The organism is Brevundimonas sp. Leaf363 (assembly GCF_001424025.1).
Taxonomy (GTDB): domain Bacteria; phylum Pseudomonadota; class Alphaproteobacteria; order Caulobacterales; family Caulobacteraceae; genus Brevundimonas.
In genome coordinates this window covers 69615-86718 of sequence record NZ_LMPZ01000004.1, presented here as the reverse complement: position 1 = coordinate 86718, position 17104 = coordinate 69615, and the positions used below count along the sequence as shown (strand labels likewise).

The following is a 17104-nucleotide window of genomic DNA, read 5'->3' as shown; positions in this document are numbered from 1 at the left end:
CGTCGCCCGAGGCGGCGCAGGATGCAACCACGCACTGGCCTCAGCTGCGGGCGACCCAGTCCTTCACGGCTCCGACCGCCTTTTCCAGCCAGCCGACCTGCTGCGCCGGCAACAGGCCGTAGTTGTAGAAGGATAGGTCGCGGACGCCCGCGGTCAGCATGGCGGTGACGGTCTGGTTGACCTGCTGTTCGCTGGTCATGTCCGGCAGGCCGGGGCGCAGGATGACGCTGAGCCTCCCGACGTCTCCGACCGTGCGGATGACATAGTGCAGGTCTTCGACCGCATCGCGGGCGGATGGCTGGTAGATCGGCAGCTCCAGCCCATCGGTCGCGCCGTTCATGCCGGGCAGGTCGCCGCCCTCCAGATAGGTGGTCGCATGCGGACGCTGGCAGGTGGAGATGACCTTCACCCCGACCTCGCGCCGTACGGCCTGGCGGATTTCGGCGCACAAGGCGGTCACGACCGATCCGCGCCAGCGGTCCAGCGGCTCCAACGCCGCCTCCAGCCCAGGCGTCTTCCCGCCGCCGGCCATCAGGGCGTCGCCTTCTCTGCGGACCGCGCGGCGGATGCCGTTGATGTCCACGCCCGCCGCGGAAGCGCGCGACACGCAGGCGTCGCAGAAACAGAGGCCCAGCAGCCGTTCCAGCCAGGGGTTCAGCGGCGCCTGGGAGAACTCGTGGTGATAGCCGTGGCCGTAGGTCAGCCACCCCGGCGCCTCCAGCAGCAAGGTCTCGACATTGTGGCCGCCCAGGTCCTTGCAGAGCGCCACGGCGTATTCGCGCACGTGACCGTTCGACGGACACAGGCTGTAGAAATACGGATCGCCCCAGGCGTTGTGGACCGCCAGATCGGGGTTCTCGAAGCCGATGCGCGAGTTGTGGTTGAGCACCGTCCACGCCCGGATCGGCATGACGCCGGCCTCGGTCAGCTGGCCCAGCACGTCGCGCTCCTGCGTCAGCCTCGACACCCTGGGCTTCACGCGGCCGTAGCCCGAGCCGGTGGTGCGGAAATAGACGGCGCCGTCCTCGGGGAAGTAGACGCGGGAAACCGGATCGCGCGGCTGCAGGAACTTGCCCGCATGATAGGCCGTGGCCGCGGTCAGGTGCGTCATTCCCACCTCGCGCATCTGCGCCAGATCGGCGCGCGGCTGATGCAGGTTCCAGGGATAGGCGTACCAACCGAGAGAGCGGGCCATTCAGGGTCTCTTGAGCGACGGCTTTGGGATCGATCTCAACCTTGGCCGTCCGCGCGCGTCCTGACCAGTCCGGATCGGCGCAAAAGAAAGGGCCGCAACTTGCGTTGCGGCCCTGGGAAGTTGGTCTCTCGGGGAAGAGGTCAGAAGCGGTAGCTGACGCCCAGCTTGTAGGACGCGCCGTAGCGGTAATAGCCCTGCGGCAGCAGCGAGTTGCCGTTGATGCTGTAGGTGTTGGCCTCATCCAGCAGGTTGTTGCCTTCCAGCGAGATCGTGATGGCGTCGGTGACGTCGTAGGAGACGTGGGCCGTCACCCAGGTGATCGGGTCGGCTTCTTCGTTGTAGCCCTCGCCCAGCACATTGATCGCCGTGACGAAGCCGTCGGTGTGTTCGCCCGACAGGCTGAGCGACAGCGGACCGTTCTCGTAGAACAGACCCAGCGAATAGACGGACGGGGCGATGCCTTCCAGCGGACGCTCCTGCTCGCCGACGTAGCTCTTGGACCAGTTGCGGGTGTACTGGGCGCGCACGCCGAAGCCGTTCTCCAGGAAGTGCTGCAGGCCGACTTCGACGCCGTGCACCTCCGCCGTGTCGCCGTTGATCGGGCGCATGACGTTGAAGAGATAGCCCGGGACGCCGATGTCCTGACCGGGCTCCCAGCTGGTGGTGATCTGGTCTTTGATGTCCTTCTTGAACACCGCGATGTTGAAGATCGAGTTCGGCCGGAAATAGTACTCCAGCGAGGCGTCGTACTGGGTGGCCGAATAGGGCTTCAGGTCCGCGTTGCCGCCGTAGATCTGGGTGAACTCGCCCCAGGACACGCTCTCGGTGGTGTTGGTCGGGGCCAGGGTCTCGACCGACGGGCGGGCCATGGTCTTGGCGGCGCCGAGGCGCAGGCGCAGCTCTTCGGTGATGCGGTAGTTCAGGTTAAGCGACGGCAGGACGTAGGTGTAGTCGCTTTCCTGCGTGACCGAGGTCGGATCGTCGTAGACGGCCGTGTAGTTGAAGGCGCCGTTCTCGATGATCTCCAGGATCTTGGCGTCCCAGGCCTGGGAGGTGGTGCCCGTCTGGACGACGCGGACGCCGACGTTGCCGGTCCAGCGGTCGGCGACGAAGTTGGCCTGGACGAAGCCGGCCCAGGTCTCTTCCGTCACGCGATAGCTCTGCAGCGGGTTCCACACCGGCGCGGCGTCGGCGTAGTTGTAGGTTCCGCCGCCGGGCCGCGGCGTGCCGTCGTAGGCCGCCAGCGCCGCCTGATAGGTGGCGATGTCGAAGGCGAGGAAGCTGCGCGGGAAGTCGCCGCTCACTTCGCTCATGAAGTTGGGCAGGGTGAAGCTGTTCGAGATGACGCCGCCGCCCAGGTCGCCGACGTTGATGGCGTAGTTGCCGGAGTAGTAGTCGGCGCCGCCCGTCAGAGCATTGTTGATCAGGTCGCGGGACTTCTTGCGATCGGTGTAGTTGACGCCGAACTGGACGTTGGCCAGCCAGCCCATGTCCGCTTCCCAGCGACCGTTGAAGGCGGCGCCGGTGATCTCGTCGTCGATGTTGTCGCCGGCCAGCGAGAAGTAGTGGGTGTTGAAGTCGCCGTCGCTGAACTCGCCGTTGGCCAGGCCCGTCGCCAGATCGCGGCCGTCATCGAAGTCGACGGTCACGCTCGGCACATAGGAGCCGTTCAGCTCGATGTGCGCGACGTTCGGCTGGTTCATCCGCAGGACGACGTAGCTGTCCTGGCCGCCCGAGTGGCGGCTGGAGGTCGAGCGGTACACGTCGGCGTTCAGGGTCAGGGTGTCGGAGACGTTCCACTCGGCGTTGACGCCGTACAGTTCGGTCTCGACCACGCGGTACTCGGTCTGGTTCAGCAGCTCGGGGTTGAGCCGCATCTCAGGATCCGTGTTGTCCATATCGAAGCTGGTGACGATGCCGTCGGTGATCTCGATGTTCGACCAGCGGCCCGGCGCGTACAGAGGATAGAAGGACTGCTGGTAGCCGACCTGCGGGCTGTCCAGCTTGGTCGACAGACCGTCCACGATCAGGCGGAAGTTGTCGGTCGGGCGCCATTCGAACTTGGCGGTGTAGGCGGTGCGCTTCTTCTCTTCGAGGATCGAGCCGACGCGGAACTGACCGGGGCCGATCAGGCCGTATTCCTCGGGATCCAGCACGCCGTTGTTGTTGGGGTCGATGCTGCCGCCCCAGGCGTTGCCCCACAGCCAGCTTTCGTCGGTCGGGTCGGCGTTGCGGGTCCAGCCGCCGTCGTTGCCGGCGATGTCGGTGCGGGCGTCACGCTCCTGGTAGACCAGACCCAGCATGACGCCGAAGGTGTCGTCCGCGAAGGTGTTGCTGTAGACGCCCGAGAACTTGTAGCCGTCCAGTTCCGACATCTGGTTACGATCGCCTTCGACGCGAACGATGCCGTGCTGGCCACGCTGATCGAACGGGCTGGCCGAGCGCAGGTTGACCAGGCCGCCGATGGCGCCTTCGGTGTTCGCCGCCTCGGCGCCCTTGATGACGTCGGCGCCGCTGATCACGTCGGACGGCAGCACGTCATAGGCGAAGTCGCGGCCGGCGCCGTCGGTGGCCAGGATGCGGCCGTTGAAGGTCGACAGGGTGTATTCCGGGCCCAGGCCGCGGACGCTGACGCTCTGGCCTTCACCGCCGGCGGTGCGCGAGATCGAGACGCCTGTGATGTGGGCGAGCGAGTCGGCGACGTTGTCGTCCGGGAAGACGCCCAGTTCCAGGGCGCTGATGGAATCCTGAACGGTGGATGCTTCGCGCTTCAGGCCGACGGCGCGCGCGATACTGCCTCGCACGCCGACGACGATGACCTCGTCCAGCATTTCGGCTTCATCATCGGTGGCGGCGTCGGTCGTGGTCTGGGCCTGAACGGCACCGGCCGACAAAAGGGCGGCGGCCCCGACGCCGGCCATGATGGTTCTACGAAGACATGGACGTGACATTGCGATTCCCCTTTTCCGCATGTGCGACGAACTCCCCAGCCCGAACCGACGCTTCGGTTCTCAGCCGGGAAACGTTGAAAAGAAGGGAACAGCGGTTTCGCGAAACTGTCAAATAGATACGTAACGAAACTTATCGATCTGTTGCGCTTCTGATGCGGAGTGATGCGCCGCGAACCGGTGTCAGCCGTGAAACATGAGCGCAATCAAACATGTCATGCACCTGCCCACGCTGCGGCGCGGAGGTGCGACAAAGAGGCCGTCAGGCGTCGATCTGTGGGTTCAGCGGCTGACCGACCATGCGCGCCGCATAGATCGCGGCGCCTATGGCCGGACTGAAGCGCGGCGAGACCATCCGATAATCCGCCGACCATGTCGAAAGCTGTTCGCGGAACGGCCGAAGCACCAGGTCGCCGCTGCGGAAAACACCCCCGGAATAGGACAGGTACACCGGCTCGCCGGGGGGATACTCAAGCTGTCGGCGGATGGCGTCGACCACGGCCGCCAGCTCCTGTCCGGCCCGCCTGAAGACGGCCTGCGCCGCCTCGTCGCCCTCGCCCGCGGCCTGCGCCACGCGTCGTGACAGGGCGGCGATGCGGTCGCGCGCCGGGTTGGCGTAGATGTGGCCGCACAGGTCGAGGTCGCTCTTCAACGCAAACTCGGCGACCAGCAGATCGTACAGCGGCCCGCGTGGCAGCCGCCCGTCCGCCATGCGCGAGAAGACGTTCAGGCCCTGAACCGCGATCCAGTGGGCGGAACCCTCGTCGGAAAACAGCTCGCCCCAGCCCCCGCCGCGCGCCGACAGACCCTGCCGCTCGCCGTAGCCGATGGAGCCTGTGCCGGCGACGATGTTGATGCCGTCCGCGCCGCCCAGCGAGCCCGCCCAGCCGCAGATCATGTCGTTGCCGCACGCGTAGCGATGATGGCCCAAGAGGGCTTCGGGAATGACGTCCAGCACGGGCTGGATCTGCGAATCCTCGCCGTGGGCGGGCAGGCCGAAGAAGGCGTGGATGATGTCGTCAGCGGCAGCGCCGGCCTGGTCGAGCACGCTCTGCACGCCGGCCTGCAACAGGGCGTGCAGGGCCTCGACGCCGATCTCGACGTGATAGCTGGAGCCGCCTTCGTGGCGCGCCGCCTCGCGGCCGGCGCGGTCGATCAGAACGAAGGCCGTCTTGGTGCCGCCCCCATCCACACCGAGAAAATATCCGTCCGTCCGGCCCCCCGCCATTCGATCAGCTCAGCTCGTGGATCCGCACGCCCTGCACGACGCGATTGACGGTGCCCGACGTGTTCGGTTTGTCCGGGGTCAGGCCGAGACGCAGCGACTCGAAGAAGGCCAGGATCTGCGGCGCGACGATGTAGGGAAACAGCAGTTCGGCATCGTCCGCGCCGGCCAGGGCGGACACCTCGATCTCATCCGATTTCGGCAGGCCGACGCCGTCCTGGGCGGTGATGGCGATCACCCGTGCGGCGGCGTCGTCCCGGCGCAGTTCGTCCAACAGGTCCATGTCGTAGCTGCGGGTGTAGGCGTCGTTGGAGAAGAAGACGACGATCAGCGTCTTGTCGTTCACGATGGTCTTGGGCCCATGCCGGAAGCCCAGCGGCGAATCGAACATCGTCACCAGGGCGCCGTTGGTCAGCTCCAGCAACTTGAGCCCAGACTCGCGCGCCAGGCCTTTGAAGATGTGGCTGCCCAGATAGACGACCCGCTGATAACCCTCGGCGGCGGCGGCCTTCATGACGGGGGTGTATTGCTCGATCACCGACTGTGTGGCGCGGGCGATCGCGTCCACGCGTCCGTCCATGCCCGCGATCCCGCTGAAGACCGCCAGCGCCGCATAGGTCATGCACGAGAAGCTGGATGTCATCGCAAAGCTGCGGTCGTGCGTGGCCTCCGGCAGCTGCACGGTGAAGCCACGCGGTCCTTGGCCGTACTTTGCCAGGGCGCCGTCGGCGTTGCAGGTGATGACCAGGTGGTTCAGATCCTTGACCAGACGATCCGCCAGTTCGATGGCGGCGACGCTCTCGGGGCTGTTGCCGGAGCGGCCGAAGGACACCAGCAGCGTCGGCGTCGCGGTCTCGAAATAGAGGTGCGGCGCGCAGACCAGATCCGTCGTGGCGATGGCCTCGACCCGGCGGCCCAGGCGCTGGGACAGGACCGGCGCCAGGCATTCGCCGGCGAAGGCCGAGGTGCCGGCGCCGGTCAGGATGATGCGCAGCGAAGGCTTGGCTAGCAGCGGCTTCAGGAAGGCCTCGATGTCCGCCCGGCCGGCCATCAGCAGGCCTTGCGTCTCGCGCAGCATGGCCGGCTGCTGGGAGATTTCCCGTGCGGTCCACAGACCGCCCCGCCGTTCGAGTTCGGCCTCGCTCAGGCCCAGTTGGATGAGGTCAGACATGGGTCGGCTCCGGCGCGGGTGTGCAGGCCGCGCGATAGAATTCCAGTGTGACGCCGACATGGGCGATCACAAGGCTGGCGGGCGTGATGGCGGCGCCGGCGTCGCGCAAAGCGGCGACCGCCTGCGGCAGATACTGGCTGATCAGGGCCATCGGCGGCGGATTGTCGGTGAGGTTGGCGAACATCCGGTCCTGGGCCGCAACGATCTCGGCGTCCGGCCAATAGTAGCGGATACGATCCGACAGGCTGTACTGGAGGTCGAAGTCCAGCGCGGCGCCGGTCGAGTGGTAGTATTTGGCCCAGTTGCGCGGTTCCGCCTTCATCCGGTCGATCGCGGTCTGGCGGAAGCTGGAGGCTTTGTCGGCGTCAATCCATTCGCGTTCGATGGCGTCGAGCGCCCACAGGGCTTCACGCAAGGCGAAGGTGACGCCCGGGCCCACCTTCAGGATAGCGAAGTGATCCTCGACCAGCGCCTTCAGCGCCGTGGGCGTCTGGTAGTCGGTGGAGTGAGCCTCGAACACGACGTGCGGCTGGTCGTCCAGGGCGGCGCTGAGCGCGACGGCCTTGGATCGGTCGTAGTCGATGACCTTGTGGTGGTCGAACTCCACGCCCGGCTGGACGACGATGCCGACGACACGCGGCCATGCGTCCGACAGGCCTTCTTCGGCGAAGATGACGCGGTGCGCCTCCAGCGTGGCGCGCGCGGCGTCAGGCGTGGTCAGCTCAAGCTCGGGCAGGTCTTCGGCGGCGCCGCCGGGGACGGGCACTTCGGTGCCGACGACATAGACGCAAGGCTCGCCGCCGACGCGGGCCTGCGTCGCCTCGGCGATCTTGATCAGCCGCGCGGCGCGGCGGGCGATGACCGCTTCCGGCAGGGGCGTCGGATCGTCGGCGCAGGACATGGAACAGTCGGCGTGGATCTTGCGGAAGCCGGCGGCGACATACTGTTCGATCAGAACGTCGGCCTTCGCCATCGCCTCATCGGCGGGCAGGGCGGTCCAGGGGTTGGGCCCCAGGTGGTCGCCGCCCAGCAGGATGCGTTCGATCGGGAAGCCGACCTTGCGGGCTATGCCGTGGACGAAGTCGCGGAACAGGTCCGGCGTCATGCCGGTATAGCCGCCGTCCTGGTTCACCTGATTGCAGGTCGCCTCGATCAGCAGGACGTCGAGGTCGGCCTTGAGGGCGTGGTCGCAGGAGGCCTCGATGACCAGCGGGTGCGCCGAGCAGACGGAATAAATCCCGCAGGCCTGACCCGACTTATGCCGGGCGACGAGATCGCGCATCGCCTTCATGAATGAACCCTTCGCTTCCCCAGCGATACCCTAACTGAAACCGCCTAAAACGCAACTTAAACAATGAAACCGAAACCTGATGTGTTGCGGCTTCAGGCGGCGGTCGCCAGAAGAGCGGCAGCGATGAAGGCCAGCGCCAGCCCGACCATCTTCAGCTCACCCGGCATGACGCCGGCGATGAGCAGCGCGATGACGGATGTGGCCAGCGGCGCGCCGGCGTTCGTCAGAGGCGCCACCACGATCGCCTTGCCGTGCCGGAAGGCATAGACGAGGAACAGGGCGCCGATGGCGTTCAGGCTCTGTATGACGGCCGCCAGCCACGGACCGTCCAGCCCCCAGTTGATGGGCTTGGCGAAGTCCGTCATGGCCAGCGCGACGGGGATCAGCATCAGGCCGCTGAGCGTCATGTAAAAGAAGATGCTCTCGGCGCTCATCCGGTTGTTGGCCAGCTTCATGAAGTAGGCCTGCACGCCCCAGCAGCCCATGATGATCAGGGCCAGCGGGAACCAGGATCCCCCCTGCATGAAGGAGAATCCCTGAGGCGAGAAGTCGAACAGGGGCAGGGCGACCAGCGCCAGCGCGACGCCGAGCGCGCCCAGCTTCGTCGTCCGCTCCTTCAGCAGCAGCAGCGACATCAGGATGGTCACCAGCGGCGACAGGGAGATGATCGGGAAGATCAGATAGGCCGGGCCGGTCGTGACCGCGTAGAACAGGATCATCTGCCCGCCCGCGCCGGTCAGGCCGATCAGCAGGCCATACAGGATCGACTTCGGGTCACGATCCAGCTTCCACTTCTCGCGCTGCATGACCACGACGGCCGGCACGATCATGGTCAGGGCCCAGACGCAGTAGACCAGCGTCTCGGGGAAGCCGCGCTGGGCCGAGATGCCGGCGAAGGCGCCCCAGACGCCCCACAGGCCGACGGTCAGCAGGGCGAACAGCAGCCAGCGGCGCGAGCTGACGGGCGCTGATGGCTGGGTGCTCGAGATGTCGGTCACGCTTGCACCGGTGTGGCTTCGATCAGCAGGAATTTCTCGAACCGGGCCGGGATGCGCGCAGCGCTCGCCGTCGCCGTGCCCAGGTCCACGCCGTTGAAGTAGTCGGTCAGACGGTAGGCGCCGTCGCCCAGGCCGCGCAGATCGACATGCCCGTCCCAGGTGGGGGCGTAGAAGGCGTAATAGAGCTTGCCGTCCTTGGAGACCGCGTGCGCCTCCGGCTTGTCGAAGCCGATGTCGTAGAGCTCGCCCAGGTACTGGCCCTTGGGCAGCATCTTGGCGCTGTAGATGTCGGCCCACTTGCGCCAGACAGCCTCGCGTTCCGGCGTCAGCAGGAAGTTGGCGTCCGGGCCGCGCCCCTCGTGCGGGTAGGTGAACTTGGTCGAGATGACCGCGCCGATACCGACCGTAGAGGCCCAGTCATTGCCGCCGTCGCTGAGTTCGACGTGGTCGCCGGCATAGGCCGCGTCGCGGCCCATCAGCGCCTTCAGCGACTTGCCTTTCAGGCGCACCTGCCAGGACGACAGCGGGTCGGAGGCCGGCACCTGGTTGGTGTAGGGCAGGTTGTGGAAGGCGTAGGACGTGCCGCAGGGGCAGAACTCGACAACCGCTTCCGGATTGGCCTTGCGCGCCGTGTCGTAGACCATCTTCCAGAAGTCCTGGAGCTTCTCGACCGACTCTTCGGGGCGGGCGTGATTGTGCGCGGGGTTATGACACGGGGCGACGCCGTTCATGTGCTGGCCGTCCAGCTTCAGCCCCTCGTATCCCCATTCGCCGATGATCTTGTGGATCAGGGCCTGGGTGTAATCGATGGTCGGCTGGTAGGCCGGGCACAGGTAGAAGGCGTTCCACCAGGTCACGTCCTGCACCGCGCCGTTCTCGTCCAGCAGCAGCATGTCTGTGTGGTCGTGCAGCAGGTCCGAGCCCGGATCGACGGCCAGGGGCGCCAGCCACAGCTTGGGCTTCAGGCCCGCCTTGCGGATGTTGGCGGCGAAGGCGACCATGTCGGCTTCGGTGCGGAACTTGCGCGGATCCAGCGCCCAGTCGCCTTCGTTCGTCTGCCAGCCGTCGTCCAGCACGGCCCACTTGAAGCCCATGTCCTTGACCTTGGCGTAGGTGCCTTCGATCTCGGCGACGGTGAAGTTGCGGTCGTAGCCCCAGGCGCACCAGATGGGCTCGTACGACCCTTCCGGCGCCTGCGGGGCGGCCAGGCCGCGATCGGCCATGACCCGGCGATAGGCGTCCAGCGTGGCATAGTAGTCGCGAGTGTGGACGGTGACGAAGGCGTCCAGCGACCTGAGAGTCTCGCCCGGGTTCAGCGTCACGGCGCGCGCCTCCTCCAGCGCCACCGAGGCGCCGGCGGGCGAGGCGACGATGGGCAGGGAGACCAGCTTGGGCGTCAGTTCGATATGACCGACGGCGATGCCGGCGTCCGGACGCCAGACGTCGGCCACTGGAGTGCCAGAGCCGTAGTCGGAATCGTTCATGCCCATGAAGTTGGGTTGGTCGAAGCCTTCCTTGACCGGCTGCACCCAGTCGCGGCGATCCGCATGGGTCGAACCCGACCAGGACCAGAAACCGGCGCCGCCCGACGCCTTGAGCGTGTGACCGCCCAGACGCCAGCTCTTGATCGCCAGCGGCTCGCCGCGCGTGTGGCGCCAGGCGACGTTGATCAGCGGGAAGCCGGGGTAGCGGTCGTAGAAGGTCAGGCTGACGGTCTTCTCCAGACCCTCGGCCGAGACGCCGCGCACCGTGTGACGCACGCCGGCCCCGTGGACGTCGCTGACCGCCTCGCGCGTCTGAGCGGCGTAGGGGAAGCTGTCGATGATCCGGTCGTCGGCCAGCGTCACCGTTTCGGAAGGGGCGAAGTCGGTCAGGGCGACGGCGCGGCCTGACAGGTTGGACACCAGACGGCTGTTCAGGGCGGTGTCGAACTCGAGCGTCAGCACTGCGTCGCCGGCTCGCGCCGCGACGGCGGCGGCGAAGGCGCGACCGGAGCCGAGCCCGCCCGTCGCCAAGACAGTCCCGCCCAGAAGTGCGAGCACGCCGCGACGGCGCAGGAGGGGTTGTGTGTTCATCGTCGCGCCCTCTGTTGACGACGGGTCTGGAAATGATCTTGCATAGGCCGATTTCCAAAGGCAAACAAAAAGACGCACAACGAAACATCGAGGTTTGTTTCCGTTGTCGCATCCATGGAAACAGGAGGGAGGCCGTCATGATCTTCAACACGCGCTGGTCGGTCGTGCGGGCGACCCCGTTCGCAGTCCTGGCCGGTCTGGCCCTGTCAGCCTGCGCCACCACGCCGCCGGCAGGATACACCGCCTCCGACTTCGCCAGTGTGCGCAAGATCGATTCACACGTGCATGTGAATCTTCAGGACGACGCGTTCGTCGATCAGGCGGCCGCGGACAACTTCGAGATCCTGTCGATCAACGTCGACTACCCGGCGTTTCCTTCTCTGGCCGACCAGCAGCAGGTGGCCCACCACTACGCCGCAGCCGACCCACAGCGGTTCCACTTCGCCACGACCTTCTCGATGCAGGGCTTTGGCCAGGCCGGCTGGGCGGAGCGCGCAAACGCCGCCATCGACGCCGAGGTCGCGCGGGGCGCCGTGGCGGTGAAGGTGTGGAAGAACGTCGGCATGGTCGAGCGCGACGCGAGCGGCCAGTTGATCTTCATCGACGACGCCGGGCTGAACCCGATCTTCAGCCATCTGGCCGCCACCGGGGTGCCGCTGATCGCGCACCAGGGCGAGCCCTACAACTGCTGGCTGCCGCTGGACCAGATGACAACGGACAACGACCGGGCCTATTTCAGCGCCCACCCTGAGTACCACATGTATCTGCACCCGGAGATGCCGCGGTACGAGTATCTGATGGCCCGTCGCGACACGATGGTGAGCCGCAATCCGACCCTGAAGTTCGTCGGCGCCCACATGGCCAGCCTGGAGTGGAGCGTCGACGAGATGTCGAAATTCCTGGACGCCCATCCCAATGCGGTCATCGAGACGGCCGCCCGGATGACGCAGATCCAGTACCAGTCGGTGCGCGATCGCCGGAAGGTCCGCGACTTCTTCATCAAGTACCAGGACCGCATTCTCTACGGCACCGATCTGACGCTGAACCCAGGCGAGGACGTGGCTGCCTTCCGCCAGTCGGCGCATGAGGTCTGGACCAACGACTGGGCCTATCTCGCGACGGACGCGATGCGCCATGTCGATGACATCGACGCCGACGTCACGGGTCTGGCCCTGCCCCGGTCGGTGATCGACAAGATCTACTACGCCAATGCCCAACGCGAGTTCTTCTCGCGTCGCTGATCCGACCCGTCACTGACCGAGGATGTTCCCATGAGAATCCGCGCCCTGCTGGCCTCGGCCGCGATCTGCAGCCTGCTTGTCTCCGCTCTGCCGGCGATGGCCCAGGCGTCCGACCCTCTGGCCGCCACCGGCCGCTGGTCGATCCCGGAGCGGTCCCAGGCGCGCACGCCGCCGATGGGCTGGAACTCGTGGAACGCCTTCCGCACCGAGGTTGACGAGGCAAAGGTGCTGGGCGCCGCGCGGGCCATGGTCGACAGCGGTCTGTCGGCGCTGGGCTACACCTATGTGAACATCGACGACGGCTGGTGGCTGCGTCGTCGGCAGTCGGACGGGCGGATGGAGATCCGCACCGGCATCTTCCCCTCGGCGCACGTCGAGGGTCGCGACAGCAGCTTCCGCCCCTTCACCGACACCCTGCACGGCATGGGGTTGAAGGCCGGCATCTACACGGACATCGGCCGCAACGCCTGTTCCCAGGCCTATGACCTGCACTCACCCAACCTGCCCGAAGGCACGACGGCCGAGCGCGAGGTCGGTCTGCACGGCCACGTCGATCAGGACATCGGCCTGTATTTCGGCGAGTGGGGCTTCGACTACGTCAAGGTCGATGCGTGCGGCATCAACGTCTACGGGCCCGCGAACCCGATCGTCGCGCAGTACGCCTATACGCCCGAGACGCCGCTGATCGATCAGGTCTCGATCAACCGCACCGACGTGCCGGCGGTTCAGGCTCTCTACGGCGAAGTGGCCGACGCGCTGGCGCGGCACAATCCGGACGGCGACTACATCCTGGCCATCTGCAACTGGGGTTCGGCGGACGTCCGCACCTGGGGCAAGAACGTCGGCCACATGTGGCGCACCAGCGGCGACATCACGCCGACGTGGACCCGCATGCTGCACAACTTCGACAGCGCCTCGACGCGCGCGCTCTACGCCAAGCCGGGCGCCTGGAACGACCCGGACATCCTGTTCGTCGGCCACGGCGACTTCGACCAGAACCATCTGACCGAGGCGCGTTCGCACTTCGCGCTGTGGGCCATGATCAATGCGCCGCTGCTGATCAGCTATGACCTGCGCCAGGCGCCGCAGAGCCTGATGGACATCTGGGGCAATGCCGACATCGTGCGGCTGAACCAGGATCCGGGCGGTCACCAGGCGGTCATCGCCTATGCCTCGGACGATGTGCAGATCCTGGTGAAGACGCTGTCGAACGGCAAGAAGGCGGTGGCCCTGTTCAACCGTGGCCTGGCCGAGACCGAGGTCACCCTGACGGCGGCGCAGCTGAAGTTGGCGGGCGGTGCGCCGATCGCGCTCAAGAACCTGTGGGACAAGACCACGGCGACCTTTACCGGCGAGACCAAGTTCACGCTGACGCCGCGCGAGACGCTGGTGTTCGAGGCGTCGGGCGAGCGCACGCTGAGCGACGGCGTCTATCTGTCCGAAATCCCCGGCGCGGTGAACGTGGCGGTGGACGGCGTCATCGCGCCCGAACCCGATCCGGTCGTCCACCGGATGCGCAATGCGTGGGGCGAGACGACGGGCTCGGGCGAGCGGCCGACCTATACCGGATGGGGCGGCGCCCAGGCCGATGCGACGCCCTACGACCAGGCGCTGCGAATCGGCGGACAGGGCTTCGAAAGCGGCCTCGGCGTTCTGACCAACTCGCGTCTGGAAGTCCGCAACGAAGGCTACACCCGCTTCGAGGCCCAGGTCGGAGTGGACGATTCGACCCGCAATACCAAGGATGCGGTCCGCTTCGCCGTCTACGGCGACGGCCGTCTGCTGAGCGAAAGCGCGCCCATGATCTTCGGCACGGCGCCCGCCGCGCTCAGCGCCGATGTCAGCGGCGTGCGGATCGTCGAGATCGTGGCGCGATCAGAAGGCCTCACCAGCGATCTGCCCCTGGTGGTGACATGGGGCGACGCGGCGCTGAAGCGGTAAGCCCGCTCAGGCCCGGTGCAGGCGGAAGCCGAGCCGGGTCGCCGCCTCGTCGATATAGTCCGGCGCGGCGGTGTCCGTGACCAGGGCGTCCAGGTCGCCGATTGCGATGATCCGGTGCAGGCAGATCTTGCCGAACTTGGAGGCGTCGGTGACGGCGATGACCTCGCGCGCCGTCTCGACCATGCGCCGGTTCAGCTGCGCCTCGGGCTCGTGGTGGGTTGTGACGCCGCGTTCGATGTCCAGGCCGTCGACGCCCAGGAACACCTTGTCCAGCAGCATGTCATCCAGCGCCGCCACCGTCTGGGCGCCATAGAAGGCCATGTTGCGCCTGCGCAGTTCGCCGCCCAGCATGACGATCTTGATCTTCCGCTTCTGGACCAGCACGCTCAGGACGTCGAAGTCGTTCGTGACGACGGTCAGATCCTCGTCGTCGGGCAGGAAGCGCGCGATCTGCAAGGTCGTCGTGCCGGAATCGAGCATGATCGACTCGCCCGGCTTGACCATGCCGGCGGCCATCCGTCCCACCCGTTCCTTGGCTTCGGTATGGGAGACGCGCTTGGTTTCGATGGCGGGCTCGACCGGCGCGTTGACGACTTCCGAGCTGATGGCGCCGCCGTAGGCGCGCGTCGCGACGCCGCGTTCCTCCAGATAGTGCAGGTCCTTGCGGATCGTCTGCATCGACACGCGGAATCGTTCCGACAGGGCGGCGACCTGCACGCTGCCGCGCGCGCGGATCATGGTCGTGATTTCGCGCCGCCGCTCTGATGTGTCGCGAGAGACCACACGCGAGCCGTCCGCCATGAATCGCACCCCGCCGCGCCCGTCGCGGTTGTGCCGAAGCATAGCCGTTTTCAGTTTCACTACAAAACGAAAGCTGTAGCGGCGGCAGTCGCGGCGCTGCCGGTACGGGTCAACGCCCTGAAACCCATGCGTTGAGGCTGCGGATCACGCCGGCCAGATCCGCTTCCTCCACCGCATCAGCGGCCTCGAAGGCCGACATCCAGCGACGATCGCGTTCAGCCCTTTCCTTCCAGTCGGCCAGTTCACGCTGCACCTCGAGCGGGTAGACCGACACGACGCACGGACGGGGCGCGCGGCGCTTGAGGCGTTTCAGATAATGATACTCGCCCAGCGGCGCCTCAGCGATGCAGCCCTCGACCCCGGCTTCTTCCAGCGCCTCCTGGGCGGCGGCCGCCGCGTCCGTCAGGCCTGCCATCCGCCCGCCCTTGGGCGTCACCCATCGACCCGTGTCCCGCGACGTGACCAGCAGAACTTCCAGCCCTTGGACGCCCATACGCCAGGGCAGGGCGGCGACCTGGCGGCGCGGTTTCGGGGGTGCGGGTTCGGGAACAGGATCCGTCAATCGAGGAAGAAGCCTCCGGCGTAATAGGCGGCGGCGGCCAGGGCGGCGGCGGCCGGCATGGTGATGAACCATGCGGTGACGATGCTGCGGGCCACGTTCCAGCGCACAGCCGAGGCGCGGCGCGCGGCGCCGACGCCCACGATGGCGCCGGTGATGGTGTGGGTGGTCGAGACCGGCACGCCCAGGCCGGTGGCCAGGAACAGGGTGATCGCCCCGCCCGTCTCGGCGCAGAAGCCCTGCTGGGGGCTGAGGCGCGTGATCCGAGATCCCATCGTATGGACGATACGCCAGCCGCCGAACAGGGTGCCCAGGGCGATGGCCGCCTGACAGCTGATGACCACCCAGAAGGGCACGTGGAAGTCCGGCCCGGTCATGCCGCGCGAATACAGCAGGACGGCGATGATCCCCATCGTCTTCTGGGCGTCATTGCCGCCGTGGCCCAGAGAATAGGCGGAGGCCGACAGGAACTGCAGTCGCCGGAAAGTGCGATCCGCAAACGACGGATTGGCCTTCACGAACACCCACGACACGATCAGCACCAGAAGCAGCGCCAGAGCGAAGCCGACGGCCGGCGACAGGAAGATGGCGGCGATGGTCTTGCTGACCCCCGCCACGACGATGGCGCCGGGCCCTGCCTTGGCCACGCCCGCGCCGATCAGGCCGCCGACCAGGGCGTGGGAGCTGGAGGACGGAATGCCGGCCAGCCAGGTGGCGATATTCCAGCCGATGGCGCCGACCAGGGCGCCGAAGATCACCTGGTCGCTGATGATGTCGGGCGAGATGATGCCCTTGCCGACCGTATTGGCGACATGCAGGCCGAAGAACAGGAAGGCGATGAAGTTGAAGAAGGCCGCCCAGCCTACGGCGAAGACCGGCGGCAGCACACGCGTCGCCACGATGGTGGCGATGGAGTTGGCCGCATCATGCAGCCCGTTCAGGAAGTCGAAAAGCAGCGCGACGCCGATCAGGAAGATCAGGATCAGGAGGGCGTGATCCATGGATCAGAGATGCTCGACCAGCACGCCGTTGATCCGGTTCGCCACGTCCTCGAACCGGTCGATCACCTTCTCCAGGCTGTCGTAGATTTCGGCGCCGACCACATAGGCCATGGCGTCGCCGCCGCGGGTCTGAAGATACAGCGCCCGCATGCCTTCGTCGTAGAGGGTGTCGCTGTCGCTCTCGAGGCAGGCGATCTGCTCGGTCAGCGCATTCAGCCGGTCGCGGTTCTTGCGCATGTCCGGCAGCAGCGAAATCGCTTCGGCCGTCAGCGTCCCGCATTGAACGGCCAGGTCGCCCAGCGACCGCATGGTGTCGGTGAAGTCGCGCAGTTCGAACAGGGTGACCAGCTTGGCGGTCTTCTGCATCTGGTCGACCGTGTCGTCGAGCGAGTTCGTCAGTCCACGGATGTCCGACCGGTCGAAGGGCGTCACGAAGCTGCGGCGCACCGCGAACAGCACCTCGCGCGCGACGGCGTCGGCGGCGTGTTCGTGATCGACGATCTCGGCGCACCGCGCCGGCACGGCTTCGCCGCCGTCCAGCAGGCTGCGCAGCGCGCCGGCCCCGGCCGTCAGGGTCGCGGCGTGCGCCTCGAACAGCCGGAAGAAGTTATCTTCCTTGGGCAGAAGGTTTTGGAACCAGTGCAGCATCATGCGGCAC

Annotated in this window: 13 protein-coding genes; 2 read left to right on the top strand and 11 right to left on the bottom strand. The window is 66.7% G+C overall.

Annotated features, from left to right (window positions below):
- Window positions 1–40: 40 nt before the first annotated feature.
- From ASG17_RS12975 to ASG17_RS12945, 7 genes are all read right to left on the bottom strand, one after another.
- A complete protein-coding gene (locus ASG17_RS12975) occupies window positions 41–1195 on the bottom strand; it encodes a hypothetical protein (RefSeq protein ID WP_056104609.1) in 1155 nt (384 codons plus the stop codon).
- Between the two features lie 140 nt (window positions 1196–1335).
- Window positions 1336–4116, bottom strand: coding sequence for a TonB-dependent receptor (locus tag ASG17_RS12970; RefSeq protein WP_235560456.1), 2781 nt, complete (start codon window positions 4114–4116; stop codon window positions 1336–1338).
- 289 nt (window positions 4117–4405) lie between these two features.
- Window positions 4406–5371, bottom strand: coding sequence for an N-acetylglucosamine kinase (locus ASG17_RS12965; protein WP_056104603.1), 966 nt, complete (start codon window positions 5369–5371; stop codon window positions 4406–4408).
- Window positions 5372–5375: 4 nt separating this feature from the next.
- Complete coding sequence (locus ASG17_RS12960) at window positions 5376–6539, bottom strand: SIS domain-containing protein (RefSeq protein WP_056104600.1); 1164 nt, start codon at window positions 6537–6539, stop codon at window positions 5376–5378.
- Complete coding sequence (locus ASG17_RS12955; protein ID WP_056104598.1) at window positions 6532–7830, bottom strand: D-tagatose-bisphosphate aldolase, class II, non-catalytic subunit; 1299 nt, start codon at window positions 7828–7830, stop codon at window positions 6532–6534. Before ASG17_RS12955 ends, ASG17_RS12960 begins: the two co-directional genes overlap by 8 nt.
- A gap of 92 nt (window positions 7831–7922) precedes the next feature.
- Window positions 7923–8828 (bottom strand): EamA family transporter, encoded by a 906-nt coding sequence (locus ASG17_RS12950; RefSeq protein ID WP_056104596.1) that lies wholly within the window; start codon window positions 8826–8828, stop codon window positions 7923–7925.
- Window positions 8825–10903, bottom strand: coding sequence for a glycoside hydrolase family 36 protein (locus tag ASG17_RS12945; RefSeq protein WP_056104593.1), 2079 nt, complete (start codon window positions 10901–10903; stop codon window positions 8825–8827). Before ASG17_RS12945 ends, ASG17_RS12950 begins: the two co-directional genes overlap by 4 nt.
- Before the next feature lie 137 nt (window positions 10904–11040).
- Here ASG17_RS12945 and ASG17_RS12940 point away from each other — a divergent pair, with 137 nt between their 5' ends.
- Window positions 11041–12144 carry an amidohydrolase family protein gene (locus ASG17_RS12940; protein ID WP_056104590.1) on the top strand — a complete coding sequence of 368 codons (1104 nt, stop codon included), beginning with the start codon at window positions 11041–11043 and terminating at the stop codon, window positions 12142–12144.
- Between the two features lie 30 nt (window positions 12145–12174).
- Window positions 12175–14085: an NPCBM/NEW2 domain-containing protein gene (locus ASG17_RS12935; RefSeq protein ID WP_056104587.1), complete on the top strand. Its 1911-nt coding sequence runs from the start codon at window positions 12175–12177 to the stop codon at window positions 14083–14085.
- Between the two features lie 6 nt (window positions 14086–14091).
- Here ASG17_RS12935 and agaR read toward each other — a convergent pair whose 3' ends face one another.
- The 4 genes from agaR to ASG17_RS12915 all read right to left on the bottom strand — a co-directional run bounded on the left by agaR (window position 14092) and on the right by ASG17_RS12915 (window position 17097).
- Window positions 14092–14928 (bottom strand): transcriptional repressor AgaR, encoded by an 837-nt coding sequence (gene agaR / locus ASG17_RS12930; protein ID WP_235560455.1) that lies wholly within the window; start codon window positions 14926–14928, stop codon window positions 14092–14094.
- A 67-nt stretch (window positions 14929–14995) separates the two neighbouring features.
- Window positions 14996–15448: an NUDIX hydrolase gene (locus ASG17_RS12925; protein ID WP_056104584.1), complete on the bottom strand. Its 453-nt coding sequence runs from the start codon at window positions 15446–15448 to the stop codon at window positions 14996–14998.
- A complete protein-coding gene (locus ASG17_RS12920) occupies window positions 15445–16446 on the bottom strand; it encodes an inorganic phosphate transporter (RefSeq protein ID WP_056104581.1) in 1002 nt (333 codons plus the stop codon). Before ASG17_RS12920 ends, ASG17_RS12925 begins: the two co-directional genes overlap by 4 nt.
- A gap of 3 nt (window positions 16447–16449) precedes the next feature.
- A complete protein-coding gene (locus ASG17_RS12915) occupies window positions 16450–17097 on the bottom strand; it encodes a DUF47 domain-containing protein (RefSeq protein ID WP_369796708.1) in 648 nt (215 codons plus the stop codon).
- Window positions 17098–17104 lie beyond the last annotated feature (7 nt).